This window comes from Saccharopolyspora sp. NPDC045839 (genome assembly GCF_056431645.1).
The window spans coordinates 72,051-99,020 of sequence record NZ_JBWKKH010000021.1; the positions used below are offsets into that span (position 1 = coordinate 72,051).

The 26,970-nt window shown below is 70.7% G+C and carries 22 protein-coding genes and 1 tRNA gene; 10 read left to right on the forward strand and 13 right to left on the reverse strand.

Annotated features, from left to right (window positions below; translation table 11 throughout):
* Nucleotide 1 precedes the first annotated feature (1 nt).
* From AC07EQ_RS26540 to AC07EQ_RS26580, 9 genes are all read right to left on the reverse strand, one after another.
* On the reverse strand, nucleotides 2-1,138 hold the full coding sequence (locus tag AC07EQ_RS26540; protein WP_478390582.1) for an ARPP-2 domain-containing protein: 1,137 nt from the start codon (nucleotides 1,136-1,138) through the stop codon (nucleotides 2-4).
* Nucleotides 1,135-2,565, reverse strand: coding sequence for a hypothetical protein (locus AC07EQ_RS26545; RefSeq protein ID WP_478390583.1), 1,431 nt, complete (start codon nucleotides 2,563-2,565; stop codon nucleotides 1,135-1,137). The genes AC07EQ_RS26540 and AC07EQ_RS26545 overlap by 4 nt, the downstream gene beginning before the upstream one ends.
* 224 nt (nucleotides 2,566-2,789) lie before the next feature.
* Entirely contained in the window at nucleotides 2,790-4,745 is a 1,956-nt protein-coding gene (pknB, locus tag AC07EQ_RS26550; RefSeq protein WP_478390584.1) for a Stk1 family PASTA domain-containing Ser/Thr kinase, read from the reverse strand.
* Between the two features lie 37 nt (nucleotides 4,746-4,782).
* Complete coding sequence (locus tag AC07EQ_RS26555; protein WP_478390585.1) at nucleotides 4,783-6,093, reverse strand: serine/threonine-protein kinase; 1,311 nt, start codon at nucleotides 6,091-6,093, stop codon at nucleotides 4,783-4,785.
* Between the two features lie 3 nt (nucleotides 6,094-6,096).
* A complete protein-coding gene (locus tag AC07EQ_RS26560; protein ID WP_478390586.1) occupies nucleotides 6,097-7,551 on the reverse strand; it encodes a peptidoglycan D,D-transpeptidase FtsI family protein in 1,455 nt (484 codons plus the stop codon).
* The gene (locus AC07EQ_RS26565) at nucleotides 7,548-8,957 is read right to left on the reverse strand and encodes an FtsW/RodA/SpoVE family cell cycle protein (protein ID WP_478390587.1); all 1,410 of its coding nucleotides are present in this window, start codon (nucleotides 8,955-8,957) and stop codon (nucleotides 7,548-7,550) included. The genes AC07EQ_RS26560 and AC07EQ_RS26565 overlap by 4 nt, the downstream gene beginning before the upstream one ends.
* On the reverse strand, nucleotides 8,957-10,333 hold the full coding sequence (locus tag AC07EQ_RS26570; protein WP_478390588.1) for a PP2C family protein-serine/threonine phosphatase: 1,377 nt from the start codon (nucleotides 10,331-10,333) through the stop codon (nucleotides 8,957-8,959). The genes AC07EQ_RS26565 and AC07EQ_RS26570 overlap by 1 nt, the downstream gene beginning before the upstream one ends.
* A complete protein-coding gene (locus AC07EQ_RS26575) occupies nucleotides 10,330-10,794 on the reverse strand; it encodes an FHA domain-containing protein FhaB/FipA (protein WP_132479402.1) in 465 nt (154 codons plus the stop codon). Before AC07EQ_RS26575 ends, AC07EQ_RS26570 begins: the two co-directional genes overlap by 4 nt.
* A gap of 45 nt (nucleotides 10,795-10,839) precedes the next feature.
* Nucleotides 10,840-12,024: an FhaA domain-containing protein gene (locus tag AC07EQ_RS26580; RefSeq protein WP_132479401.1), complete on the reverse strand. Its 1,185-nt coding sequence runs from the start codon at nucleotides 12,022-12,024 to the stop codon at nucleotides 10,840-10,842.
* 212 nt (nucleotides 12,025-12,236) lie between these two features.
* Here AC07EQ_RS26580 and AC07EQ_RS26585 point away from each other — a divergent pair.
* From AC07EQ_RS26585 to AC07EQ_RS26610, 6 genes are all read left to right on the forward strand, one after another.
* Nucleotides 12,237-12,319: transfer RNA gene (locus AC07EQ_RS26585), tRNA-Leu, on the forward strand.
* Between the two features lie 638 nt (nucleotides 12,320-12,957).
* Nucleotides 12,958-13,404, forward strand: coding sequence for an HD domain-containing protein (locus tag AC07EQ_RS26590; protein ID WP_478390589.1), 447 nt, complete (start codon nucleotides 12,958-12,960; stop codon nucleotides 13,402-13,404).
* Between the two features lie 18 nt (nucleotides 13,405-13,422).
* Nucleotides 13,423-14,190 carry an alpha/beta fold hydrolase gene (locus AC07EQ_RS26595; protein ID WP_478390590.1) on the forward strand — a complete coding sequence of 256 codons (768 nt, stop codon included), beginning with the start codon at nucleotides 13,423-13,425 and terminating at the stop codon, nucleotides 14,188-14,190.
* Between the two features lie 210 nt (nucleotides 14,191-14,400).
* The gene (locus AC07EQ_RS26600) at nucleotides 14,401-15,189 is read left to right on the forward strand and encodes an IclR family transcriptional regulator (protein ID WP_478390591.1); all 789 of its coding nucleotides are present in this window, start codon (nucleotides 14,401-14,403) and stop codon (nucleotides 15,187-15,189) included.
* 289 nt (nucleotides 15,190-15,478) lie between these two features.
* Complete coding sequence (locus AC07EQ_RS26605; RefSeq protein WP_478390652.1) at nucleotides 15,479-16,111, forward strand: hypothetical protein; 633 nt, start codon at nucleotides 15,479-15,481, stop codon at nucleotides 16,109-16,111.
* Nucleotides 16,112-16,267: 156 nt separating this feature from the next.
* Nucleotides 16,268-16,924 (forward strand): SDR family oxidoreductase, encoded by a 657-nt coding sequence (locus AC07EQ_RS26610; RefSeq protein WP_478390592.1) that lies wholly within the window; start codon nucleotides 16,268-16,270, stop codon nucleotides 16,922-16,924.
* A gap of 59 nt (nucleotides 16,925-16,983) precedes the next feature.
* Here the strand turns inward: AC07EQ_RS26610 and AC07EQ_RS26615 are convergent, their stop codons facing one another.
* Nucleotides 16,984-18,294 (reverse strand): D-arabinono-1,4-lactone oxidase, encoded by a 1,311-nt coding sequence (locus AC07EQ_RS26615; RefSeq protein WP_478390593.1) that lies wholly within the window; start codon nucleotides 18,292-18,294, stop codon nucleotides 16,984-16,986.
* Nucleotides 18,295-18,379: 85 nt separating this feature from the next.
* Here AC07EQ_RS26615 and AC07EQ_RS26620 point away from each other — a divergent pair, with 85 nt between their 5' ends.
* A complete protein-coding gene (locus tag AC07EQ_RS26620; protein WP_478390594.1) occupies nucleotides 18,380-19,558 on the forward strand; it encodes an amino acid deaminase/aldolase in 1,179 nt (392 codons plus the stop codon).
* Here the strand turns inward: AC07EQ_RS26620 and AC07EQ_RS26625 are convergent.
* Nucleotides 19,528-20,205, reverse strand: a complete 678-nt coding sequence (locus AC07EQ_RS26625) for a TetR/AcrR family transcriptional regulator (protein WP_478390653.1) — start codon at nucleotides 20,203-20,205, stop codon at nucleotides 19,528-19,530. The genes AC07EQ_RS26620 and AC07EQ_RS26625 overlap by 31 nt on opposite strands.
* A 432-nt stretch (nucleotides 20,206-20,637) precedes the next feature.
* Between AC07EQ_RS26625 and AC07EQ_RS26630 the strand changes: the two genes are divergently transcribed.
* On the forward strand, nucleotides 20,638-24,111 hold the full coding sequence (locus AC07EQ_RS26630; RefSeq protein WP_478390595.1) for an L-tyrosine/L-tryptophan isonitrile synthase family protein: 3,474 nt from the start codon (nucleotides 20,638-20,640) through the stop codon (nucleotides 24,109-24,111).
* 78 nt (nucleotides 24,112-24,189) lie between these two features.
* On the opposite strand, the gene AC07EQ_RS26635 is transcribed toward AC07EQ_RS26630, so the two are convergent.
* Nucleotides 24,190-24,612, reverse strand: coding sequence for a MarR family winged helix-turn-helix transcriptional regulator (locus tag AC07EQ_RS26635; RefSeq protein ID WP_478390596.1), 423 nt, complete (start codon nucleotides 24,610-24,612; stop codon nucleotides 24,190-24,192).
* 105 nt (nucleotides 24,613-24,717) lie between these two features.
* Between AC07EQ_RS26635 and AC07EQ_RS26640 the strand changes: the two genes are divergently transcribed.
* Together AC07EQ_RS26640 and AC07EQ_RS26645 are read left to right on the forward strand one after the other, a co-directional pair.
* A complete protein-coding gene (locus AC07EQ_RS26640; RefSeq protein WP_478390597.1) occupies nucleotides 24,718-25,113 on the forward strand; it encodes a RidA family protein in 396 nt (131 codons plus the stop codon).
* 26 nt (nucleotides 25,114-25,139) lie between these two features.
* The gene (locus AC07EQ_RS26645) at nucleotides 25,140-26,231 is read left to right on the forward strand and encodes an alkene reductase (protein WP_478390598.1); all 1,092 of its coding nucleotides are present in this window, start codon (nucleotides 25,140-25,142) and stop codon (nucleotides 26,229-26,231) included.
* Between the two features lie 397 nt (nucleotides 26,232-26,628).
* On the opposite strand, the gene AC07EQ_RS26650 is transcribed toward AC07EQ_RS26645, so the two are convergent.
* On the reverse strand, nucleotides 26,629-26,967 hold the full coding sequence (locus AC07EQ_RS26650; protein WP_093260776.1) for a hypothetical protein: 339 nt from the start codon (nucleotides 26,965-26,967) through the stop codon (nucleotides 26,629-26,631).
* Between the last annotated feature and the right edge of the window lie 3 nt (nucleotides 26,968-26,970).

Sequence of the window (26,970 nt, forward strand, 5' to 3'; positions counted from 1 at the left end):
GTCACCCGGATCGGGTGCGCTTCCGGTAGCCGTCCAGGACGTCCTGCCGGAGTAGCGTGCCGAAACCTGCGGCCTCCAGGCGCAGACCCAGCTGGGCTTCGTCGAGTCCCAGCTCGGCCGCGGTCCGCCCCAGGTGCCAATCGTTGGCGGCCAGCCGGCTGAGGAGATGACCTCGACGGACCTGGTTCTCCGAGAGCCGGAACGTCTTGAGGTACGCAGTGCGGCCCCGGTCGTCGGTGATGGCCTCGCCGATGTGGTTCTCCTGCTTGAGGCGGAACGGCGGCAGGAACCGGGCGAGCGTGAAGTGCCCCATCCGGTAGACCGCCTGCCAGGTGAAATCCTGCTCCAGCAGGCCGGTGACCATGGCCGTGTCGTGGAAGTCCGCCCAGGCGCGCTCCTGCTCGGCGGCGGCCGCACGCAGGTCGGCCAGCGAGCGGATCCCCGCTTCGGCGATGCCGGCCCGGAACTCCTGCACCGGCGGCATCAGCATGGCGTACTGGTAGATCAACTCGCCGTACAGGTCCTGCAGGAGCGTCGGGTGGAGCGCGCGGTAGTCCTCGGGGTGCGGGACCACGAACGCGGCGGCGAGCGCGTCGGCGACGTAGAGCAGCACGCCGCACTGGCCGGGGTGGATCTCGAAAACCCGCAGCGCATCGTCGAGCCCGGCCACGGCGGCACCCGTGTAGGCCGCCTCCACGCGAGGGGACAGGCCCTGCTGGACCGCGCGCTGCGACCACTCCTCCCAGGCGATCGACGGCCCGCCGAAGTGCAGCGACAGGAAGCCCTCCAACGCCAGGTGCAGGGGCAGGAACCGCAGCCGGTCGGTGTCCTGGCGGCGGGCCATCTTGCGGTGGAAGTGCAGGCCCATCGTCGCGGTCGGCCGGTCGTCGCCGAGCTGGGTGCCGTAGGCGGCGGCGGGCGTGCCGTCACCGGTCCACGTGGCGACGAAGCCGTGCGGGACGTAGGAGATGTAGCTCCGCCGCGGGCCGACTTCGACCACTCCGACCGCATCGCCGTAGAGCTGCGGGTGGAGGCGGAGGTCGTCGACGGGCTCGGAGCGCACCAGCGGCACCAGGCGGACGGCGCCCCAGACCTGGGACGGGCGGGTGTCCAGGCCGGTCAGGTCCAGTCCGGTCATCGCGTTCGCTCCCGGTCGAGCATCCGGACCGCGCGGGCGTCCAGGTAGCCGGTCAGCTCGGCCAGGCCGGTGCGCCCCGCCGCGAACTGGGCGAGCTCCACCAGCGCGGGGAGGTCCTCGGCGTCGCGGATGCCCACGGCGGGCACGGCCGCCGACACGCGGCGCACGTCGAAACCCGTCGCGTCGTACACCGGGTTCAGGTGCACGGCGCTGGTGCGGTGCTCCGGGTCGAGCCGGGTGCGCCAGATGCGGAGCACCTCGTCGGCCAGGCCCGGCGGCGCGTTGTCCCATCCGTCGGAGACGATCAGCAGGCGTTCCGGGCCGGTGTCCAGCGCGTCCAGGATCCGCCGGCCCAGCGGCGTCGCCCCATGGGGACGGGCCAGCAGGGCGTCGGATCGGCCCGAGGTCCACAGCCCGGTGTAGTCGGTGGCGAGGGCCGCGAGGAGGTAGTGGCAGGCCAGGGCCACGGCGAGCGGCCGACGGCGCTTCTCACCCGAACCGGATGCGGAGAAGCTGTCGTCCAGGACGGCGGTGACCTTGCCCCAGCTCCCGCGGTGCGAGCCGGCCACTCGCGCGGCGGCCGTCGCCAGGGCGCGGGTCAGCTCGCCGCGCCGGTGGATCCGGTCCGCGACCGGCAGGGCGAGCACGTAGGAGGCCAACCGCGTCAGCGGCATGCCGGCCAGATCCGTCTGGACCGCCGCGGCCCCGTGCTTGCGCGCCGATTCCTGCAACCGCAGGGTCTCCCGGCGGGTCATCCGCGGCGCGATGCGCTGCAGGAAGATGTCCCGGGGGATGCCGCGCCGGGCGGCGAAGCCTTCCGCGGCGGTGAAGGGCAGTTCGTACAGGGCTGCCTGCTCGTAGTGCGCGCGGCGCCACGTCTCCAGGATCGGCGTCGCGTAATGCGGGCGGGTCAGCGGCGCGAACACGAAAGTGCCCAGTTCGTCGCCGGCCGGGACCAGGTGCGCGTGCCGGAGGGTCCGCTTGAGCCCATTGCGGTACTTCACGGCGTCGAAGGCCAGGTCCGGGCGGGCGGACAACCAGTCGCGCATGATCGCGCGGGTCCGGCGGTTGTTCACCTTCGCCCGGCGCAGCGCGCCGAACAGCCCGTACACGCGCTGCGGCGGCAGCATCGCCAGCCGGCCCGCGATCAGCCGGCCTTCGCTGCGCCGCTGTTCGCCGGTGGCCTCGCCGGCGGTCTCCAGCAGCCGCCGGATGACGAGGACCGCGTTGTGGTCGTTGATGTCGAGCGCGAGGACGCCGGCGTACAGGTCGCGGTAGTTCCACAGCATGTACTCGTGGAGGAAGTCCAACGACAGCCGCTGCTCGTCGGCGTCGGTGTGGAACTCGCGCTGGCCGGTGGAGGTGATCGCCGCGTTGACGAACAGGAGCACGTCCTCGGCCGCGAGGCGGTCCGCGTGCGATTCCATCCGGCTCTCCGCTCGTGGGGGCGTGGGAGCCGACCGGGGAATGGGGGCGCGAGCTGCGAATCGTTGCTTCAGAGGCACATTCCGGAAGTCGCGCCGGAGTCCCGCGGTCGGCACCGGATGCTAACAAGATCTCGCTGGACGCCTCGCGGGATTTTCCGTCGGAAAAGCGGAAGGGCACCTGCGCCCGGTCATGCCGGCGGCAGGTGCCCTTCGCGTCGAAGCGGTCAGCCGAACGGCGGGAAGAGCCCGCCGTCGGCCGGTGTGCTGGTGGTCGGATTCGTGGTGTAGTCGCCCACGTACAGCGTCACCGGCTGGTCCTTGCCCACCTTCTGCCCGGCGGACGGCGACGAGCCGACCACCTTGCCGTCCATGTTCTTGTCCGTGGTCGACTGGTCGGACTCGACGATGCTGCCGTTCCAGCCGCGTTCCCGCAGGGCCTGCTCGGCCTGGCTGGGCGTCATGCCGACCAGCGACGGGATGCTGATCTGCCCGCCGTTGGACACCACCAGGACGATCTCGCTGTTCGGCTTCGCCTTGCTGCCGCCCGACGGGGACTGCTCCAGCACGGTGCCCAGCGGCTGGTCGGAGTCGCGGTCCTGCTTGCTGACCTTGAACCCGGCGCCGACCAGGTAGGCCTTCGCCGTGTCGAAGGGCATGCCGACCACGTTCCGGACGTCGACCATCCTGGGCGCCTCGCCGATCACGACGGAGATCGTGGTGCCCTGTGTGACGGTCTCGCCCCGCTTGCTCCAGTCCATGACCCTGCCGACCTGCTTGGAGTCGTCGGTCTCGCGGTACTCCGGCGTCAGCCCCAGCTTCAGCCCGGCCTCTTCCAGCTTCTTCTGGGCGTCGTCGATGTTCAGGCCGGTCAGGTCCGGCACCTGCACGCTCCCCGGCCCGGTGCCGGCGCAGAGCCTGATCGACTGGCTCTCCTTGACGATCGGTGTCCCCGCCGCCGGGTCCTGGCGGACGACCTTGTTGACGTCGTCGACGCTGGACGGCGCCAGGCACCAGGTGATTCGCCACTGCTTGGCATCGGCCTCGGCCTGTGCCGCCGCCCGGGTCATGGAGTAGAAGTTCGGCGCCGCCTCCGTCTTCGGCTCCGAGGTGAACGCCCACGTCGCCAGCCAGGCGGCGAGCGCGAACACGAGCACGCAGGCCGCCGTGATCAGCGCGATCATCCGGTGCTTGCGGCGCTTGCGGTCGCCTTCGGCGTCGACCTCCTCCGGCTCCCGCTCGACCGACCGGTGGCGGCCCGGCGTCAGCAGCTCGGTCGCCGAGGTCTGCGTGAGCATCGCCGTCCGCTCGTCCTCGGACATGATCATCGGTGCCTTGGGGCGCTGGCCGGAGAGCACCCGCACCAGGTCGGCCCGCATCTCCGCGGCCGACTGGTAGCGGTTCGCCGGGTTCTTGCTCAACGCCTTGAGCACCACGGCGTCCAGCGAGGCCGGCGTCGTCGGGTTGACGTCGGAGGGCTTGCGCGGCTCCTCCCGGACGTGCTGGTAGGCCACCGCGACCGGCGAGTCACCGGTGAACGGTGGCTCCCCGGTGAGCAGCTCGAACAGCACGCAGCCGGAGGCGTAGACGTCGCTTCGCGCGTCCACCGCCTCGCCGCGGGCCTGCTCCGGCGACAGGTACTGCGCGGTTCCTATCACCGCGGCGGTCTGCGTCACCGCGGCCTGCCCGTCGGCCAGCGCGCGGGCGATGCCGAAGTCCATCACCTTCACGGCGCCGCCGCGGGTGATCATGATGTTGGCGGGCTTGACGTCCCGGTGCACGATGCCGTGGCGGTGGCTGAAGTCCAGCGCGGCCGACGCGTCCGCCATGACCTCCATGGCCCGGCGCGGCGACAGCGGGCCTTCGGTCTTGACGATGTCGCGCAGCGTCCGGCCGTCGACGTACTCCATCACGATGTACGGCAGCGGCCCGCTCTCGGACTCGGTCTCGCCGGTGTCGTAGACGGCCACGATCGCCGGGTGGTTCAGCGCGGCCGCGTTCTGCGCCTCGCGGCGGAACCGCAGCTGGAACGTGGGGTCGCGGGCGAGGTCGGCGCGGAGGATCTTCACCGCCACGTCGCGGCTCAGCCGGGTGTCGCGGCCGCGGTGCACCTCGGACATACCGCCGTAGCCGAGAGTCTCACCGAGCTCGTAGCGGTTGGACAGAAGTCGAGGTGAACTCATCGAAGCGTCGTTCCGATCCTTGTCAACGATCGTCCCATCATGCCGAGTCGCCCAATCCCATCGGTACCGGCCGGGCGACCAGCGGTGTTCCCCCGAGTTCCGTGTCCGGCCACCCCGCCGGTGCCGCCCCGATCCCGGGCGCGAGCCGTAGCGAAGTCTGGCCCAAAGCAGCTGCCGAATCCAGGTTGTGCGTTGTCACAGTGCCGGATTCGACCAATCCCTCGTTGAAGTTGACCACCCAGTACGTGGCCACCCCGACGGCGAGCAGCAACGCTATCGCGAGCACCGCCACCAGCAGCCAGACGACGATCTTGTTCGTGCGCGGTGCCGCCGCCTGCGGAGGCGGCAGTTGCGGGGCCGGCGCCTGCGGCGGGATCAGCCCCGGCGGGTACGTGTTGCCCATCGGCGGCAGCTGCGCGGGCATCTGGTGGACGCCCGTGTTCGGCACCGCGACGTTGAGCTGCTGCTGCCGCTGCGGCGGCACCACCAGCGAGGACGGCGTGGGCAGCGGACGGCCCGCGCGCACTGCGGCGACGGCGTTGGCGAACTCGCCGCCGTCGGCGTAGCGCCGCCGCGGGTCCTTCGCCAGTGTCGCCTCGATCAGCGCCCGCACGCCCGGCGGCACGTCCGGCGGCAGCGGCGGCGCGATCTCGCGGATGTGCATCATCGCGACCGTCACCGCGTTGTCGGACAGGAACGGGCGGTGACCCATCAGGCACTCGTAGCCGACCACGGCCAGCGAGTACACGTCGCTGGACGGCGTCGCGTCGTCGCCGAGAGCCTGCTCCGGCGCGATGTAGTGCGCGGTGCCCATCACCATTCCCGAGCGGGTCACCGGTGCCGCGTCGGCCGCTTTCGCGATGCCGAAGTCGGTGAGCTTCACCTTGCCCTCGGGCGTGATCAGGATGTTGCCCGGCTTGACGTCCCGGTGCACCAGGCCGCGTTCGTGCGCGGCCTGCAACGCCCGCCCCGCCTGCTCCAGCATGTCCAGCGTGTGGTCGGTGTTGATCCGGCGCTCGCGGGCCAGGATCGCGGCCAGCGGCTCGCCCTCGACCAGCTCCATCACCAGGTACGCGGTGTCCTCCGGCCCGTCCGGGATCGCGGCGGTCTCACCGTAGTCGTGCACCGCGGCGATCCCCGGGTGGTTCAGCGACGCGGTGGTGCGGGCCTCGGTGCGGAAGCGGTGCAGGAACTCGGCGTCGCCGCACAGCTCCGCCTTGAGCACCTTGATGGCGACGGTCCGGTCCAGCCGGACGTCCACCGCCTGCCACACCTCGCCCATCCCGCCGACGGCGATCCGCTGGCCGAGCCGGTACCGGTCGGCGAGTAACTGGCCGGTGGTCAGCACGGGTCAGCCACCCCCCTGCAGACCGGCCCGGATGACCGCGCGGCCGATCGGCGCGGCGATGGAGCCACCCGTGGCCTCGGTGCCCTCGTCGCCGCCGTTCTCGACGAGCACCGCGACGGCGATGGTCGGGTTCTCCGCCGGGGCGAACGCGACGTACCAGCCGTGCGGCTGGTCCTTGGCGTCGCCGTGCTGGGCCGTACCGGTCTTCGAGGCGATCTCGATACCGGAGATCTTGCCGTCGCCCTTGGTGTTCTTCTCCGACTGGATCATCATGTCGCGCAGCATCGCGGCGACCTGCGGGGAGACGGCCTCGCTCATCTCCTCCGGCTTGAGGGTGTCCAGCTCCGACATGTCCGGGGCGCGGGTCGCCTTCACCAGCTGCGGCTTCATCAGCTTGCCGCCGTTGGCGATCGCCGCCGCCATCATCGCGTTCTGCATCGGCGTGACGCGGACGTCGCGCTGGCCGATGCCGCTCTGGTACAGCGAGGCCGCGTCGGCCATCGGGCCGAGGTCCGACTTGGCGACGGTCATCGGGATCTGCAGGTCCTGGCCGAAGCCGAACGCGGCGGCGGTCTTGCGCATCTTGTCCGGACCGACCTCACCGGCGATCTTGGCGAACGCGGTGTTGCAGGAGTGAGCCAGCGCCTTGGTCAGGGTGTTGCCCGCGCACTGCTTGCCGCCGTAGTTCGGCAGCGGCGTGCTGGTCTGCGGCAGCGTGATCGACGCGGCGTCCTCCACCTGGCTGTTCGGGTTGTACCCGTTCTCCAGCGCGGCGGCCGTGGTGATCAGCTTGAACGTCGAACCGGGCGGGTAGATCTCGGACACCGACCGGTTCGCCATCGGCCGTTCCTCGTCGGCGTCCAGCTTGTTCCACTCCGCGGCGACGGCGTTGTTGTCCGCCGAGGCCAGCGGGTTCGGGTCGTAGGACGGCGCGTTGACCATCGACAGGATCTCGCCGGTCGACGGGTTCAGCGCCACCACGGAACCCTGGAAGCCCTTCTTGGTCAGCTGCTCGTAGGCGACCTGCTGCATCGCCGGGTTGATGGTCAGCTCCACGCTGCCGCCGCGCGGCTCCCGCCCGGTGATCATGTCGGACAGCCGGTCGAACGCCATGCTGTCGTCCGTGCCGTTGAGGATCTTGTCCTCGGCGCGCTCGATGCCGTTGGAGCCGTAGTAGAACGAGTAGAACCCCGTCACCGGCGCGTACAGCGGCCCGTTCGGGTAGGTGCGCAGGAACTTGAAGCGATCGTGCTCGTTGGCGACCGAGCTGGCCAGCGACTGGCCGCCGGCGGTGATCTGCCCGCGCTCCCGGGCGTACTCCTCGTACAGGGTCCGCTTGTTGAGCGCGTGCTCGCGCAGCTCGTCGGCCTGGATGACCTGCACGTACGTCGCGTTGCCCATCAGCAGCACGACCATGACCATCATCGCCAGCGCCACGCGGCGCAGCGGCTTGTTCATCGGGGACGCTCCACCAACTCGGTATGTGCCTCCGCGATCGGGGCCTGCTTGGCCTTCGGCTTCGCGGGTGCCTGCGGGCGACGCGCGGCGTCGGAGACCCGGAGGAGCAGCGCGATCAGCATGTAGTTCGCCAGCATCGACGAACCGCCCGAGGCGAGGAACGGCGCGGTGAGACCGGTCATCGGGATGAGCCCGGTGGAACCTCCGGTGACCACGAACAGCTGCAGCGCCACGGTGAACGACAGACCGCCGGCGAACAGCTTGCCGAACGAGTCGCGCACCGCCAGCGCGCTGCGCAGCCCGCGCATCATCAGCAGCAGGTACAGCATCAGCAGCGCCATCAGCCCGGTCAGGCCGAGCTCCTCGGCCAGCGACGGGATGATGAAGTCGCTGAACGACAGCGGGGTCAGGTTCGGCATGCCCGAGCCCAGCCCGGAGCCGCCGATCCCGCCGTTGGCCATGCCGAACAGGCCGGAACGCAGCTGGTCGTTCGCCGACCCCTCCGACAGCGGGTCCAGCCAGGTGTTCACCCGGGCCTGGACGTGGTCGAACAGGTTGAAGGCGATGATGCAGCCGAGCGCGAACATCGACAGGCCCAGGAAGACCCACACCGCGCGCTCGGTGGCGATGTAGATCATCACCAGCACGATGCCGAAGAACAGCAGGGACGTGCCCAGGTCCTTCTCCAGCACGACGATGCCGATGGACAGCAGCCACGCCGCGATCACCGGGGCCAGGTCCCGCGGGCGCGGCCAGTCCACGCCCAGGAACCGCTTGCCCGCCGTGGTGAACAGCTCCCGCTTCGACACCAGGAACGAGGCGAAGAACACCAGCAGCAGGAGCTTGGCGAACTCGTTCGGCTGGATCGAGATGAAGCCCAGGTTGATCCACAGCTTCGCGCCGTTGGCCTCGGAGATGCTCGACGGCAGCAGGCCGGGCAGCGCCAGCAGCGCCAGCCCGACGAAACCGCACGTGTAGCCGTACTGCGCCAGCGTCCGGTGGTCCTTGACGAACACCAGCACCAGGATGAACAGCACCACGCCCGCCGTGGTGAACACGATCTGCTTGGGCGTGTACGGGGCGCCGACCACCGGTGCCAGGTCGAGCCGGTGCAGCATCACCAGGCCCATCCCGTTGATCAGCGACACCAGCGGCAGGATCAGCGGGTCGGCGTACGGCGCCCAGCGGCGCACGCCGAAGTGCGCGGCGCCGTAGAGCGCGAGGAACGCGAACCCGTAGTAGAAGAGCTCCCGGGAGATCGTCTGCTCCAGCGCGAGCTCCACGAGGATCAGCGCGAAGGTGACGATCACCGCCGAGCAAACCAGCATGAACAGCTCGGTGCCCCGCCGAGTATCGACTCGGGGGGCCCCGCTGGCAGCTCCGGTCGTAGCGGCCGGTTGTGCCATCAACTCACCATCCGGCAGGTCACGCCCGGTTTCTGCTCCTCCGTCTGCAGCGGGGTGGCGTCCGGAGTGGACTCGGGCGGCTGGGGCTGACCCGGCGGCACCTGAGGCGGCTGCTGCGGTGGCGGCGTCGGGGCTTCCGGCTGCTGGCACTCCGGCAGCAACGCCGTCATCCGGAGCCGCCGCATCGCGTCACGGGCCTCCTGCAGCCCGTTGACCTCGGTGATGCCGTTGCGGACGTCCGGCCGCTGGGCCTCCTGCAGGTCGGTCACCTTGATCGGCGTGCAGTCCTGCGCCGAGTCCGCCGGGCAGGACGTCTCGACCTGCCAGTTCAGCGAAACGCCGAGCATGCTGCCCTGCACGCCTTGGTAGATCACCACCTCGTCGGCGCGGTTCGCACCGATGTAGTACTGGTTGAGCACCCACCAACGCCCGACCAGTGCGATTGCGGCCAACACGATGAGCACGCCGCACGTCACCAACAGCGAACGCAGCCAGCGGCGCTTGCGCGGCCGCTCCGCCGGGGGTGAGGTGGGCTCGAAACGCTGCGGCTGCGGCCGCGGCATGGTCACCGCGGATGCGCGCGCCGCCGACGAATCGGGTTGCGGATGCTCATCACCATTTCCCGCCGCGCCCCCGACGATCGGGGCGTCGTCGCCGAACTCGACGTCGACGACGTCGGCGATGATCACGGTCACGTTGTCCGGACCACCGCCCTTGAGGGCGAGCTCGATCATCCGGTCCGCGCATTGCTGCGGGTCCGGGATGCGCAGCGCCTCCGCCATCGTCTCGGTGCTCACCGGCCCGGTCAGGCCGTCCGAGCAGAGCAGGTAGCGGTCGCCGGCGCGGGCTTCCCGGATCGCCAGGCTCGGTTCCACCTCGTGGCCGGTCAACGCGTGCAGCAGCAGCGAGCGCTGCGGGTGGTTGGCGGCCTCCTCCTCGGTGATCCGGCCTTCGTCGATCAGCGACTGCACGAAGGTGTCGTCGTGGGTTATCTGGGTCAGCTCGCCGCCGCGGACCAGATAGGCCCGGGAGTCGCCGATGTGCACCAAGCCCAGCTTGCTGCCTGCGAACAGCACAGCGGTGAGCGTGGTGCCCATCCCCTCCAGGTCCGGGTCGTTGGCCACCAGCTCGGCGATCGCACCGTTGCCGGCCAGCACCGCACCGCGGAGCTGCCCGAGCAGGTCGTCGCTGGGCTCGTCGTCGTCCAACGGCGCCAACGCCGCGATGACGACCTTGCTGGCGACCTCACCGGCGGCATGTCCACCCATGCCGTCCGCGAGGGCGAGTAGTCGTGGGCCGGCATAGACCGAGTCCTGGTTGTTGGAGCGCACCAGGCCGCGGTCGCTGCGGGCTGCGTAGTGAAGGACGAGGGTCATGAGCGCAGCTCGATCACCGTCTTGCCGATTCTGATCGGAACGCCGAGCGGGACCTTGGTCGGCCCCGTGACCTTCGCCCGATCGAGGTATGTGCCGTTAGTGGAGCCTAGATCCTCCACGTACCAATCGGAGCCTCGAAGCGACAATCTCGCGTGTCGTGTCGACGCGTAGTCGTCGTCGAGGACCAACGTGGAGTCGTCGGCGCGACCGATCAGGATCGGCCGGCCGTCCAGGGAGATGCGGGTGCCGGCCAGAGCGCCGTGCGTCACCACCATCTGGCGGGGCGCCTTGCTCTTGCCCCGGGCCTGCTTGCCCGGGAGCCGACTCGCACCTGGAATCGGGACCCGCATCCCGGACGCCGAGTAGAGATCGGAGCGAACCACGCGAAGCGCAGCCAGCACGAACAACCAGAGCAGGGCGAGAAACCCTGCTCTGGTCAGCTGAATCACCAGCTCTGGCACTTGTTGTGAACGCTCCTACTCGTGTCCGGACGCGGATTTCCGTGCTCAGGCCTGCTGAGCCCGGAAGACCAGGGACGAGTGGCCCACCCTGATCACGTCGCCGTCTGCCAACTGCCAAGTCTGCACCGGCGTGCCGTTCACCGTGGTGCCATTCGTCGAACCGAGATCGGCCAACATCGCGCTCTGGCCGTCCCAGGTGATCTCGATGTGCTTGCGCGACACACCGGTGTCCGGCAGGCGGAACTGGCCCTCCTGGCCGCGGCCGATGATGTTCGAGCCGTGCTGCAGCGTGTACGAGCGGTTCGAACCGTCGTCGAGGTGCAGCGTCGCGGTCATCTGCCCGCGCGGACCGCCCGCGGCGAAACCGCCGCTCTGCGGGAAGGCGCCGCCGGGCTGCTGGCCGTAGCCGCCCTGGTCCGGGAAGCCGCCGGACTGCGGGTACGCCCCACCCGGCTGCTGACCGTAGCCCTGGTCGAAACCGGGCTGGCCGTAGCCCTGGTCGTAGCCCTGCTGCGGCTGCTGGCCGTAACCCTGGTCGTAGCCCTGAGGCTGCTGGCCGTAGCCCTGGTCGTAGCCGCCGGGCTGGCCGTAGCCCTGGTCGTAACCCTGCTGCGGCTGCTGGCCGTAGCCGCCCTGGTCGTAACCGGGCTGCGGCTGCTGGCCGTAACCCTGGTCGTAGCCGGGCTGCTGCGGCTGCTGCTGGCCGTAGCCGTAGTTGGGGTCTTGGCCTTGGCCGTAACCCTGGTCGTAGCCGTACTGCCCCTGCTGGTTGTACGGATCTCCCTGGGGGTAGTGGCCTGGTGGCTGGCTCATGGGTCGGTCTCCTGCGGTACGCGGTTGTGCCGGCCGTCGAGTCACGTCGGGGTCGACGGTCGAGCTGATTCGAAACTGTCCCGTGTGCAGCGTCTCAGAGCGCTCCAGGGAGACTACGACGTCACCATATGTGTCCCACCCCTGCTCGGTGAGATGCTCCTGAACGCAGTCGGCGAGGAGGTCGGTCACCCGGGCCTCATCGCCGGTGAGCCGATCGTGGTCGGACGGGCTCAGTTGCACCACGTAGTGGTTGCAAGCGAGCAGCCGTCCCCCGGCGAGCTCCCGGACCTGCAGCTCGGCTTCCCGCTGCAGAGCCTGGGCGACCTCCTGAGGGACGACCTTTCCGCCGAACACGCGCGCAAAGCCGTTACCGACGATGCCTTCGAGTCGGCGCTCAAAGCGCTGCACGAGGCCCACGGCAAAATCCCTTCACGCGTACGACTCCTGGCGCCCATCGTATCTGGGCCAACGGGTCAAGACACCGCCCTGTTCCCAACTCGTCCAACCCCCCGCCGAACCCCCTCGTCAGCCCGTGCTAATCTTCTTCTCGCCAACAGGGCAGCGGGAAGCGAAAGCGACCCCGGTGCCAAGGCCCGGAAGAGAGCAAGGTAAGCTTCCAGGCAAGCCACGGGCGAGTGGCGGAATGGCAGACGCGCACGGTTCAGGTCCGTGTGTCCGAAAGGACGTGAGGGTTCAACTCCCTCCTCGCCCACTCGGAAGAGGCCCCCCGGCTCATGCTTCGCCGGGGGGCCTCTTCCTATATCTATACGGGGGCCGAGCCCCCGTAGGCCCCCACGGTGCGGTGGGCGCTTTTCGTGCTGCTCCTCACCTCTCGAGCGTTCCCGGCCTGCTCAGCGACCAGCCTGTGGGGTACGTCGCTTCTTCCTTCCGTTTCTCCCTGTTCCTGCTGTCTCTCCTTCCTTCTGCCTTTGTGCCTGGTCGTTGCTTTTCTTCGTCGGTTCCCCGTGGCTTGGCCTGGACTCGCGGCTTGGCCTGGACTCTCTGTCTTCCGTCCCCGTGGCTTGGGGCCTCGGCCCTTCGGGTCTCGGGTGGTGGCGGGTTTTGTGGCTCTTCTTTCCTTTCTTGGTGTTCTGCCGTTGTTGCTGGTCGGGGTCGTGCGTGTGGTGGGCTGCTATGGCGCCAGAGCGCTCACGGCCCCGTGACCAGCAGGAACCTCGGATGCTTCGCTCGGAGTGTGGCGAAGGTCGCTTTTCCTGGTCGTTGTTGGGTTTTCGTTGGGCTGAGCCACCTTCTGCGCGCGGTTTGGGGGGTTTGGGGCTTTGGGGGCGGGTTCTTCTTCAGCGGACAGCGAACAGGTTTCTTCTTCGCCGTCGGTTGTACGGTTTCGGTGTGATTGGTCCGGTTCTGGGGCTTGATGAGGTCGCTGCCATCGCCGCGAGCGCTCATCTCGGGCAGGTCGACAAGGCCGGGCGGCCCTACGTCGAGCATCTGGCCGCCGTCGCCTCCGGGGTTCGGGAGCGGGGCGGCAGCGATGCGCAGGTCGCCGCCGCCTGGTTGCACGACGCCGTCGAGGACGACGCCCTCTCCGAGGAGTGGCTGCTGGCCGCCGCGCTGCCGCCCGAGACCAAGGCGATCGTGCTGGCCGTGACGAAGCGGCCCGGTGAGGATCCCGCCGACTACGCAACCCGGATCTTGGGAACTCCTGGAGCGTTGCTGGTGAAGGAGGCCGATCTGGCGCACAACGCCGATCCCGCGCGGTTGGCCGTGCTGGACGCGGTGACGCGGGAGCGGCTTGAACGGAAGTACGCGCGGATGCGGGCGCTGCTTGGGTTGTGAGCTGACAGGGGGACTTCCGTGACTAGGTGGGAACGACTTGGCCTGGAATGGCGGGAGACCGGGCATCCCGACGCTCCCGTTCTCGTGCTGTCCAACGCGCTCGGCTGCACCTGGGAGATGTGGGATCCGCAGCTCGACGTGCTCAACGGCGCGTACCGCGTGGTTCGGTACAACCAGCGCGGGCACGGCGAATCCCCGGTGCTGCCCGGCCCCTACACGCCGGCCGATCTCGGTGCGGACGTCCTCGCGCTGCTGGACCACCTGGCGGTGCCGCGGGCTTCGTTCCTGGGCTCCTCGCTCGGCGGGATGATCGGGTTGTGGCTGGGTGCGCACGCCGGTGATCGCATCGAGGCGTTGACCATCTGCTGCAGCTCCGCCTGGCTGGGGCAGGAGCAGGTCGAGCTCGACCGGGCCGCCGCCGCACGCGAGCACGGCACCAACGAGCTGGTCTCGCCGACCATCGAGCGGTGGTTCACCCCGTACTTCCGCGAGTGGCACGCCGAAACCGCCATCTACGCCGCGATGATCGCCAGCACCGACGACGAGGCGTACGCGCTGTGCTCGGAGCTGATCGGTCGCGCCGACCTGCGCCCCGACCTGCCCGCCATCACCGCGCCGACGCTGGTCGTCGCCGGGGACGAAGATCCCGCCACCCCGCCGGAGCACGGCGCCGTGATCGCCGCCGGGATCGGTGCCAACGCCCGGCTGGAAGTGCTGCCGCACGCCGCGCACCTGGCCAACGTCGAACAGGCCGAGGCGTTCACCGCCCTGCTCGGCCTCGCCTGATGGCCGCTCCGATATCTCGTCGGTGCGCGGTAAAACAGATCTTGGCGACAGCCGCGGACTGTGCTGGGCTTTGCGCATCGTCGGGGCCGACACTGGAGGCGGGCACGTGCATGTCCTCGCAGCGGCACAGCCGCTCAGCCCGCCCTCGCAGCTTGCTCCGCTACCGGCACCGCTACGCAGAACAGTTCGAGCACCTGCACGGGAGGAAGCATGGCGGGCAACAGCCGGGATCCTGGCCGGTCGGTCACGGCTCGGGCGCTCAGCGTCCTCACCGCCTTCGACATCGACCACACCCGGCTCACCCTCACCGCCATCGCCCGGCGTGCGGAGATCCCGCTGGCCACGGCGCACCGGCTGGTCCGCGAGCTGGAGATGTGGGGCGCGCTGGAGCGCGACGGCGACGGCCGCTACGCGATAGGGCTGCGGCTGTGGGAGATCGGGCTGCTGGCGCCGGTGAACAGCCGGCTCCGCGAGATAGCCCTGCCGTACATGCAGGAGCTGTGCCAGAACACCCACGACAACGTGCACCTCGCGGTCCGCGACGGGCTGGAGGTCGTCTACGTCGAGAAGCTCACCACGCCGCGGGCCGTGCCGATCATCTCGCGCAGCGGCGGCCGGCTGCCGCTGCACTCGACCGGCGTCGGGAAGGTGCTCCTCGCCCATGCGCCGAGCGCGGTGATGCACCAGTACTGCGAACGCGGGCTGCCCCGTTACACCGCTTACACCATCACCGAGCCCGGTCGGCTGGGACGCGAGCTGCAGACCGTGCGGAGCCGGGGATTCGCGCAGGCCAACGAGGAGATGACGCTCGGGAACTGCTCTGTCGCGGTCCCGGTGCACGACGCGGGCGGCACGGTCGTCGCGGCGCTCGGCGTGGTGGCGCACAGCGTCCGCGCGGAGGTTTCGAAGCTGGTCAAGCCGCTGCTGCCGGCCGCGGAGGGCATCCGCCAGCGGCTCGTCGAGCAGGAGCGGATCAACCTCGACCTGCTGTCCCACTGATCGCCCCACCGGTGGTCGTTTTGCGGGACCGGCCGGATTCGGCTTGGGTGGTAGTGGAAAACCCGATTGGCAGGTGCCGTACCGGCATCACCTGAATGGCGGCATCGCTGGGCTGAAGTCCTGATGTCATTCGTCGACCAGTCACCGACCGATGCCCGCCGCCGGTCGCAGGGACCCCGTTGAGCAGCGCAAAACCCGCTCCGAGCTGTTTAAGTCGGCAGTGGCCCCGTTGTCGGAGGCCGCGGAGTGCAAGCGCAGTGCGTGAGGGAGGCGGAACGCCGTGACCGGAATGCCGGGACGTGCCTGGACCGAGGACGAGCTCCGAGCCTGCTCGACGACGCAGCTTCGGTCCCCGCTGGGGCTCGCCGCTTCCATGGGCCGGCTCGCCCAGCGGTCGGTGGACACGTTGGGTTGGGCGGGCAGCGTGCTGCCGCCCGTGAAGCTGCTCGGGCGGCAGATCATCGCGACAGCCGAGCTGCTCTCCGACGCGCACGCCGAACGCTTGTGCTTCGGCAGCGGGCCGGTGCTGGACCGCGCCGAGATCGCCACCTGGGTGTGGCCGGAGATGGACGGGCGCGTGCCGCCGCCCGCGGCCCGGGTCACCGGTGTCCTCGCCCCGGCTCGGCACTGGCGCAGTGCGCTGACCGCCGCGGTGCCGTTCGCCCGGTTCGCCAGCGCCGCCATCGTGGTGCCGCGCAACGTCGCGGTGGCCCCGGACTTCGCCTCGACCTGCCTGATCCGCGCCCGCCAGTTCGGCATCGCGGTGCTCAGCGCGGACGGCGACGACGTGCAGGTGGAGCTGGACGGGCGGTGCTTCGACGACGCCCCGCCGGTCGAGCACACCGCGGTGTCCCGCTGGGTGAACGAGGTCGTCTACCAGCAGCTGCTCGCGACGGAGGCCCCCGCCCCGTCGCGCCGCTGAACCCCCGAAGCCAGCCCCTGGGGTCGGGTCGTGAGTGCGTAGCGCAATCGGGCGCGCCACCCGGCTGCGCACTCACGACCGACGGGGCGAGTTGTCCACAGCCTGTGGTGAGTTGTCCACAGGCTGTGCGGGCGTGTGTGCCCTAGGTTGGGCGGCATGCGAATCGTGATTGCCGGGGCGCACGGGAAGATCGCGCGGCACCTGGGGGCGATGCTCGTCGAGCGCGGTGACGCCGTGCTCGGGCTGATCCGCAACCCCGACCACGCCGACGACCTCCGCGCCGATGGGGTGCAGCCGCAGCTGGCCGATCTGGAGCGGCTCGACGCCGATGCGCTCGCCGCTCTGCTGTCCGATGTGGACGCCGCGGTGTTCGCCGCCGGGGCCGGTCCGGGCAGCGGCGCGTCGCGGAAGGACACCGTGGACCGCGCGGCCTCCGAGCTGCTGGCGGACGCTTGCGAGCGGGCTGGAGTTCGCCGATTCCTGCAGGTCAGCTCGATGGGGACGACGCGCCCGAACCCGCCGGACGTGGACCCGGTGTTCGGCGCGTACCTGAATGCCAAGCGCGCGGCGGAGCAGGACCTCCGACCGCGATCGCTGGACTGGACGATCCTGCGGCCGGGCCGGCTGACCGACGACCCGCCCACCGGGCGCGTCGCGCTGGCGGCATCGGTCGACCGGGCCGAGGTGACCCGCGCGGACGTCGCCGCGGTGCTGCTCGCCCTGCTCGACCAGCCCGCCGCGGCGAGGCGTGCCCTGGAGCTCGTCAACGGTGAGACCCCGATCCCCGAGGCCGTCCGCGCGGCCCTCCGCTGACCTGTCGGCCGCAATTTCAATGGAAATCGGACCTCTGATTTCCATTGAAATTGCGGGAGTTATCCACAGGCGCCGAGGACCCGGTCCAGGTAGGGGTTCCGGAAGACCCCGGTGGGGTCGACCTCGGCGCGCACCCGGCGGAAGTCGTCGAACCGCGGGTAGCGCTCGCGCAGCGCCGCGGCGTCGAGCCGGTGCATCTTGCCCCAGTGCGGCCGTCCGCCGTGCGCACCGGCGATGGCCTCGAACGCGTCGAACCAGCGTCGGTGCGGCATGCCCCGGAACTGGTGGATCGCGATGTAGGCCGACGGCCGCTGGTACGCGGTCGACAGCCACACGTCGTCGGCGGCCGCGACCCGCACCTCGACCGGGAACATCACCGGATCGTCGAGCCGCCCGACCGCGGCCCGCAGCTCCTGGAGCACGTCGCGCAGCGCCTCCCGCGGCACGGCGTACTCGGATTCGACGAACCGGACGTTGCGCTGCGTCGTGAAGACCCGGTGCGAGCTGTCGCTGTAGGAACGCGCGGACCAGGTCGCGGCGCAGAACCGGTTGAGCGGCCGCACCGACGCGGGCACCGCGCGACCCAGCCGGCAGACCGCGCCGAACAGCCGGTTCTCCAGCACCTCGTACTCCAGGAAGTGCCGGAGCGGGTGCAGCGGCCGCGGCGATTGCCCGGCGGGTAGCCGGTTGTTCCGCTTGACCAGCGTGTTCGAGGCGTGCGGGAACCAGTAGAACTCGACGTGGTCGTTGTCGGCGGCGAGCTGGTCGAAGCCGTCCAGCACGTCGTCCAGCCGCGCCGGTCGTTCGTCGGCGACCAGCGAGAACGCCGGCACGCAGCGCAGCGTCACGGTCGTGATCACGCCGAGCGCGCCGAGCCCGAGCCGGGCAGCGGCGAACAGCTCCGGGTTCTCCGCGGCCGAGCAGCGCTTCTCGGTGCCGTCTGCGAGCAGTAGTTCCAGCTCTTCGACCTGGGTCGCCAGGCCGCCGAGCCCGGCGCCGGTGCCGTGGGTGCCGGTCGAGATGGCGCCCGCGATGGTCTGCCGGTCGATGTCGCCGAGGTTCGCCATCGCCAGGCCGAGCCCGTCGAGCTCGGCGTTGAGGCGGTGCAGCGGCGTGCCGGCGCGCACCTTGACCAGCCCGGTGTGCGGGTCGGCGTGCACGATCCCGGACCAGTGCGAGAGGTCCAGGGCGCAGCCGGTGTCCGGCGAGCCGATGCCGGAGAACGAGTGGCCGGTCCCCAGCGGCCGGACGGTGCCGCCGCCGCGGGCCGCGTCGCGGATCGCCGCCGCGGCCTCGTCGGTGTCGCGCGGCGCCACCAGGGCGCTTGGGGTGGCGGTGGCAGTGCCCGCCCAGTTGGTCCAACGCTGCATCGCCAACCCTCCTTCGGGTGCCGTTGCGGAGAAATTATGTGAAAGAGATTCACATAACAAGAGTTTTCGGCCTACTGTTGTCCGCGTGCGCCGGTTCGACGAGATCACCAGCGAGCTCGACCCCCCGTTCGCGGTGGTCGACCTCGACGCGTTCGACCACAACGCCGCCGACCTGGTACGCCGGGCCGCCGGGCGGCCGATCCGGGTGGCGACGAAGTCGGTGCGCTGCCGCGAGCTCCTGCACCGGGTGCTGCGGGTCCCGGGCTACGCCGGGCTGATGTGCTACAGCCTCGCCGAGGCGATCTGGCTGCACCGCGAAGGACTCAGCGACGACATCCTCGTCGCCTACCCGACCGTCGACCGCTCGGCGCTGCGCGACCTCGCGGCCGACCCGGCCGCCGCCGCGTCGATCTCGCTCATGGTCGACTCCGTCGACCACCTCGACCTCATCGACGCCGCGCTCGGCCCCGACCGGCCCGCCATCCGGCTCTGCCTGGAGGTCGACGCGGCCTGGCGGCCGCTGCCCGGCCTGCACGTCGGCACCCGGCGCTCCCCGGTGCGCACCGTCGCGCAGGCTCGCCGGCTCGCCGAATCCGTGTTGCGCCGCAAGGGTTTTCGCCTGGTCGGGCTGATGGCGTACGAGGGCCAGATCGCGGGGCTCGGCGACGCGCCGCACGGCAAGCCGATGAAGGCCGCCGCGCTGCGCTGGATGCAGCGCCGGTCGGCCGCCGAGATCGCCGAACGCCGGGCCGCCGTGGTGCGCGCGGTGCAGGCGTTGGCCCCGCTGGAGTTCGTCAACGGTGGTGGCACCGGCAGCCTGGAGGGCACCGCCGCGGAACGGGCCGTCACCGAGGTCGCCGCCGGCTCCGGGCTGATCGGCCCGACGCTGTTCGACGGCTACCGCTCCTTCCGCCCGCGGCCTGCGGTGTTCTACGCGTTGCCCGTCGTGCACCGCCCCGCCGCGCGGATCGCGACGTTGTTCGGCGGCGGCTATCTCGCTTCCGGGCCGGTCGGGGCCGACCGGGTGCCCGTGCCGCATTCGCCGGGCGGCCTGCGGCTGCTCGCGACCGAGGGCGCCGGCGAGGTGCAGACGCCCGTGGTCGGGGCGGCGGCCGGGCGGCTCCGGCTCGGGGACCGGGTGTGGTTCCGGCACGCGAAGGCGGGCGAGCCCGCCGAGCGGTTCGCGCACTACCACCTGGTGGCGGCCGACCGGCTGACCGCCACCGTGCCGACCTACCGCGGCGAAGGCAGATCCTTCGGCTGACCCTCGGGCATCCGGTTGGACAGGTAGCCGCGCACCAGTTCCTTCGCCTCCGCGACGAGCGTCGGCTCGCCGGCGGGATCGCGCCGGAAAGCCAGGTGCAGCACCGCATCCGCCGCCTCGACCGCGACCGCCAGCGGCAGCAGCAGGTCCGCCGGATCGAGCCTGAACTCCTCGGCGATCAGCCCGGTCAGCTTCTCCGCGATCACCGCGTTGTTGTCCTTGCTCGGATCCAGCAGCCGCAGGTCCACCACGTCGCCGAAGTGCAGCCGGCTGAACGCCGGGACTTCCCGGTGCATCGTCAGGTAGACGTCGAAGACGGCGTCCACCGCGTCCCACCAGTGCGCCAGCTCCAGCTGGTCGAACCGGGCCGACACGGTGCGCACGAAGCGGTCCAGGTTGCGCAGCGTGAGTTCCTGGACCACGGCGCGCTTGTCCGGGAAGAACTGGTAGAGCGAGCCGACCGCGACGCCCGCCCGTTCGGCGATGAGCGTGGTGGTTAAACCGTCATAGCCCACCTCGTCGATCAGCTCGGCGCAGGCCGAGAGCATCTTCTCCACACGTTGTGCGCTGCGTTGCTGGACCGGCTTCCGGCGCAACGGGGCTACTTCGGCGGGCAAGGCGACTCCTTGATCATGTTCACTGACCATCTTGCCGACCACGACCATGATTCTCTTTCAGGGGAGCCCTGGGGGAGATGGTGCCGAGTTCGACTCGGCGGTCTGGTTCACCGGCTGGTTCCGGGGGTTTCTCCCGGTGCCGGCGATGTCCACAGTTTCCCGGCCCGCGGGCGGTCGTGCGCTCCGGACATGCCGGGGACGGTATCAGTCGTTCGGGTGATTTCTTTGTTGATAGCTTGACCAGACCCTGTCGGTTGGTCATCGGGTGCTTTCTGGGTAGATCTCTGACCTGCGGATCTTGTCGCGTTACACCGTTGGCATATGCAGTGAGTCATGTTGTCAGCGCACAAGGTCGCTATCTAGGGTGATCCGAGCCGTCATTCTCAGTGACAGAAAGGTCATCGTGGGTTACTGCCCGGCCGCCCCTCGTTTTCCCGCCGTGCCACGTGCTCTGCTTGCCAGGTGGACATCGACTGGGGGAAGAACCTGGTGCGGTGGCACACCTGCCGCCGGTACCCGTGCCTGTTCGGCTGCCACGCGCGCGACGCGCACCGCAGCCCCGTGACCGCGCGACTGACCCCGGAGCTCGCCGCACCGGCGAGCCCGCCCGTCACGGCCGCGGACGTGCCGCCCGGGCTGTGGCACCCGCTGACCATCCCGGCCGCGAACGACCTGCTCTCCGCCGGTGGCTACGGCCTGCGGGTCGAGCGCTCCGCCGGGGGATCGCTGCAGCTCAGCGGCGCCGGGGCCGGGGCGGGGCTGCCGCTGGGACATGATCCGAACTGGTCCGATCTCTACCGCGCGCTGGTCCGGCTGCGCCGCACCCGCCGGGTGTTCGACCCGGCGTGGCTGCACCGGCTGACCCGGTCGCTGGCCGCGGACCGCGACACCGGCGGGTCGGTGCCGCTGCCCGCCGACCGCGCGGACCTGCTGACCTCGACCCGGCGCCAGCTCGCCGAGGACTGCTTCGCCGCGGTGCTCGGTCCCAACCGCAGCGTGCCGTTCCCCGCCGAGCGGATCACCGTCAGCGGGCCGGAGCGCACCGTGCAGCTGCAGGCCGCCGGCCCCCGCGAGCGCGCCCTGCGCCAGCTGCGCGGCTGGGAGCGGCTGTCGTCCATTGTGGAATCCGATCCGGACCTGCGAATGCACTGCGCCACCCAGCCGGTGCCCGCCGCCGTGGTGGACACCGGCACCGGCTCGGCCGCGCTGACCCGCATCGCCGAGCCCGCGCCCGCGCACCCGACGCACCCCGGCGGCACCATCGCGGCCGACCTGGCCACGCTGCTGCAACCGGTGGACGACGGCACCCCGGGCCTGCTGCGCGTGGTGCTGGACAACCGCTTCGAGCGGCGCGAGGACGAACTCGAGTACTTCCTGGAGCACTTCGTCCGCCCGCTGCTGCGCACCTTCCGGCTGGCCCTGGACGTGCACGGGATCGGGCTGTTCGCCTTGGGCGGCGGCGGAATCGCCTTCGAGCTCTCGCCGGAGCTGCAGGCCACCGGCCGGATCGTGGTGACCGACTACCTGCGGGTGAGCCACGAGCCGACCCGCGCCGAGGTGTCGGCGGGAGCGCGCGCGCTGGTGGAGACCCTCGACGAGCTCAGCGCCGGGTTCAGCCGCCTCGAATCCGCGCGGCGGGACAGCCGGGTGCGGCGGGCCGTCGACCGGGTGATCGCCGAGGAACTGCGCTTCCTGGGACCGCGCACCGCGGAGCTGCTCTCCGGCGAACAGCCGCTGCAGTGCTACGTCCACACCGTGCCGGAAGCGCAGGACGAGGTGCTGAAATCGGTGCTGGACCGGGTCCAGCAGCGCACCCGCCGGCGCCGCTGGGACGACCGGTTGCCGCAGCCCGCGGTCGTGATCGACGTCGACCTGTGCGGACTCGTGCCGCTGCAGCGGATCCTGGACGCCGCCCGCTCGGTTTCGGGGCCCCGGCCGGGCGCGCCGGACGGCATCCTGGAGCTGGCCGGCCCCGGCACGCTGCCGGTGCTGCCGACCCACGCGGCCGCCACCTGGCACAACTTCGTGTCCCTCAGCGGGCTGCGCGAGCGCTACCCGTCCGTCGACTGGGAAGAGGTGCGCGCCGACTTCACCCGCTCGTTCCTGGCCCGGCCGCGGGAGAAGCTGCGCACCGACAGCGTGAACGCCGGGCTGGCCCGGTTCGTCTGGGACGTGCAGGACGCCGGCGGGCGGGTGGTGTTCTGCACCGGTCGGCGCGAGCGGTTCCGCGAGCACACCGAGGAGGTGCTGGCCACCGCCGGGGTGCCGGACGCGATGCTGCTGTGCCTGTCCGAGGACGGCGGCCGCCCGCGCACGGAGCTGAAGGTGGAGAAGCTCCGCGAGCTCGGCGATGTCGACGTGGTGGCGGTCTTCGACGACCAGCTGGCGAACCGCATCGCCGTGACCAAGGAGTTCGGCGGGGCCCTCCCGGTCGCCGTCGAGATCCCCGGCCTGGCCGCGGAACGACTCCCGGCGCAGCCGGTGGCCGACGCCGCCGCGGTGATCGCCACCTTCGAGACGACGCCGCGCCCCGGCACGCGCAGCGGTCAGCGGCTGTCCAACACGCACTCGCTGGAAGAGCTGCAGATCGGCGCGCTGCGCAAGAACCGCCAGGCGCAGCGCTGGGCCGTGCACCTGACCGAGCGGGAATCGCTGTCCATAGTGGACTCGGTGGTGGCCGACGCGGACCGGGCGGCGGCGCGGACCGGGCGCAGCGCGGTCGCGAAGTTCGGCATCGACGAGCGCAGCGAACCCGAGCAGGTGCTGGCGGCGCTGCACCACGTGTTCACCCGCAAGCAGTTCATCAAGGGCTCCCGCGCCAACTACCAACCCGCCGACCTGCGGCGCGACGCCGAACCGTTCGTGCGCCGCGGCGAGCCCATCGAGGTGGTGCTGCTCGGCTTCCCGGTCAAGCAGTGCCTGAACCGGCTCAAGGCCGGCGGCCCGCTGCCGGACTTCGCCGAACTCGGTGCCATGGCGCGGCTTCGGGAGCTCCAGCAGGCGGTCAGCGCGGTGCACCGGCCCGGCCTGCACTTCAACATCCTCACCGACGGCAGGCACTTCCGGAGCCGCCCGCACGCGATCACCGACGCATACCAGAAGAAGCTGCGCGAGTACGTCGACCTGGTCGGCATCGGGGACCGGACCACCGTCGAGGAGATCGACGCGGTCGCCGAGCAGCGGCTCGGCCTACCCGGGCTGAAGGCCGAGCACGCGTCGCGGGTGGCCCGCTACCGCCGGCTGCTCGCGGAGTCGCTGCGGTCCTTCGACATCACCGACAACCCGCTGCGGACCCTGGAGCTGGTGCACCTGCGCACCGCGGAGATGGGCGAGTTCGCGCCGCACGTCATCGGGCTGTTCCGGGAAATCCTGATGTCGCTGGTGTATTCGGTGCCGGTCGTGGTGCCCGCGGGCACGGACCGGCTGGAGTGGTCCACGGCGGTCTACGCGGACATCTACAACGTGACCGACCAGACCGTGTCGGCCGAGGTGCGCCAGGCGCGCTGCGCGGTGCTGCGCCGGGCGTGGCACACGGTGCTCCGCTACATGGCGACGATGCAGGTCGACGAGGAGTTCGGCTACGAGCGGATGTTCCCGAACCGGGTGCGGCTGACGCTCAGCGCGGTCCGCAAGGGCTGCCTCGGGTTCACCTACCTCGGCGGCTCCGGCCTGCTGCCCTGGCAGGGCACCGGGGTGCTCGACGACCGCGGCAACGTGGCGGTGGACTTCGCGATCTCGCTGCTGGACCAGGGCTTCGTGCCGGTGTACTCGCCACTGCTCGGCCCCCGCCAGCCGTGGCTGATGGTCCCGTCCCAGCGAACCCACCTGACAAGCGCGATCGGCGCGGCGGTCCCGGCCCCGAGGGGATCGCGGACCCCGCCGGGGATCCGGCTCGACCCGGACTTCGCGGCCAGGGCCCGCCTCCGCCGCAAGTGACCGCTCAGAACCCGTGCGCACTTCTTGTCGCCACAGCGGCAGAAAGTGCGCACGGGTCATTTCGCCGAACGGAACGTTCTACCCGCGGAGTGCCTTGACGGTCGTGGCCAGGTCGGGGTCGGCGGCGGCGCGGTCCAGCGCGGCGGCCAGCGCCGCCAGGTAGGTGGGCTGGGCCGCTGCGTGCAGTTCGCGCCCGGCTTCGGTGATGACGCTGTAGACGCCGCGGCGGTCGGCCGGGCAGTGGTCGCGGACCGTGAGCCCGGCGGATTCCAGCCTGGCGACCAGCCGGCTCGCCGAACTCTGGTTCAGCCCGACGGCGTCGGCGAGCTCCTGCATCCGCAGCTCGCCCTGGTCCGCGCCGGCCAGGTGGCACAGCGCCCGGTACTCCGACAGGCCCAGCCGGTGCTTGCGCTGCATGGCCTTGGCCAGCTCGTTCTCCACCCGGCCGGACAACGTGACGACCCGGCTCCACAGCTGATCGTCATCGGTGGGCTCGGCCATCGGGTCTCCCAGGTGTCGCGGCGGTCGTGGTTGACATCAAGGTACATGAATGCTCAAGATGTGCATGCACATACAAATACTGAGCATGAAACTTGGAGGACGGCCATGACCGCCACCGACATCGAGCGCATCGCCACCGCTCCCGACTGGTACGAGCCGTACCGGATCTCGCAGGCGATCAAGGCCGGCGGGTTCGTCCACGTCTCCGGCCAGGCGGGCATCGACGAACACGGCCGCACCGTCGGCGACGACTTCAAGACCCAGGGCAGGCAGGCGTTCGCCAACATCGAGCGGGTGCTCGCCGCGGCCGGGGCCACCCTCGCCGACGTCGTCAAGGTGACCATCCTCGTCCGGGACATGGCCGCGAACCTGCCGGCGGTCATCGAGCTGCGCGAAGAATTCCTCGCCGAGCCGTACCCCGCCGACACGCTGCTGGAAGTGTCCTCGCTGGCCCGGCCGGACTGGCAGATCGAGATCGACGCGATCGCCCTCGCCCGCTGACCGCACCGGAACTCCAGGAGCCACCCATGACCACGATCGAGACCACCGGTCCGCTGCTGCAGCCGTACCGCGGCGCGCGCCTGAGCCTGCCGAACCGGATCGCGATGGCCCCGATGACCAGAGGGCGAGCCGACGACCGCACCGGCGTGCCCGCCGCGATCACCGGTGACTACTACGCCCAGCGCGCCGCCGCCGGGCTGATCGTCAGCGAGGGGATCTGGCCGAACCGGCTCGGCAAGGGCGGGCCCGGGATCCCCGGCCTGGTCACCGATGAGCAGGTCGCCGGCTGGCGGCACGTCACAGATGCCGTGCACGCCGGCGGCGGCCGGATCTTCGCCCAGCTGTGGCACGTCGGCCGGATGAGCCACCCGAGGACGCTCGGCGAGCTGCCCGTCGCGCCGTCGGCCCGCGCGGTCTCCGGCACGATCTTCACCGCCGACGGCCTGCTCGACCACGTCACGCCGCGGGCCATGACCACCGCCGAGGTCGACGCCACGATCCGGGACTTCGGCGCGGCGGCGAGGAACGCGATCCGGGCGGGCTTCGACGGCGTGGAACTGCACGGTGCCAACGGCTACCTGATCCACCAGTTCCTCGCGGAGAACACCAACGTGCGCGGCGACGGCTACGGGGGTTCCCGCAACGGCCGGTTGCGGCTGGCGGTGGAGGTGGTCGAAGCGGTGGCCGCGGAGGTCGGCACCGACCGCGTCGGACTGCGGATCTCGCCGGACAACCCCGAGAACGACATCGCCGAGCAGGATCCGCAAGGCACCTACCGGGCCCTGCTCGACGCCGTCGAACCGCTCGGGCTCGCCTACCTGCACATCGTGGAACGCGGGAACTACCCGGCGCTGGCGGATCTGCGGCCCCGGTGGCCGGGAACGCTGATCGCGAACTTCAACGGCCCCGAACCGACCACGCGGCAAGCCGGCGAACGCGTCCTGCGATCCGGTCTCGCCGACGTGATGTCCTACGGCCGGTTGTTCATCAGCAACCCCGACCTGCCGATCAGGTTCGCAGGCGGCCACCCGCTCGCACCGGTGGACGCCGACCGCATCTACGGCGGCGGCGAGCGGGGCTACACCGACTACCCGGCAGTCGAGGCCCGTCTCAGCTGAGCGACCCGTGCGTACTTCTCGTCGCCATAGCAGCAAGAAGTGCACACGGGTCGGTCGTGCGGACGTGGAAAGGCCCTGGGCTCGGTCGGGGAATCGAGCTCCAGGGCCTTTCCAGACTCCGGGGCCGTCCGGGGAAACGGCGTGACCGGAGTGGTTGGAGTTCCGCGGACCGGCACCGGTCGGGGGGAGGGGAGTGCGTCAGCACCGGCCCGCGGAAATCTGGGTGACCGCGCTGGCGTGCCAGCCGGTCCGATGTGGAGTTTTCGCGGCGGCGGCCGATGATCGAGTGGTCGAGGTCGGGGAAACACGACCAGCCGCTCATCGACCGCCGCCTGGCGGTTTCTCGGTGACCCGGATCGGGGAGGAGGTAGTGCTGTCCGGGGCCGAGTCCGCCGGCTTACGGCACCGGCGCGGCCGGGCGCAGAGCGTGCGCCGGGCGCTGGTGCCGTGCGGGACGGGGTGCCAGGGCTCCTGCTACCAGGTGCTCATAAGCCGTGCGCCACACCGAGCACGGTGCTTTCTGCGGGCGCCAGCGACTTGAGCACTCCGGGCAGTTGCCCTTTTCGTCGGCATCGTGCGCGGTGAGCAGCGTTCGCCACCCCTCCGTGAGCCGGGGGAGTTCGGAACGCGCAACGGAGAGCAGGGAAGGGGCGTCCGCGCGGTTCGCGAGCTCGGTCAACACGTCGAGCCGCTCTCGCACCGCACTTCGCAGCACCTGACCCAGGATCTCATCCACCGA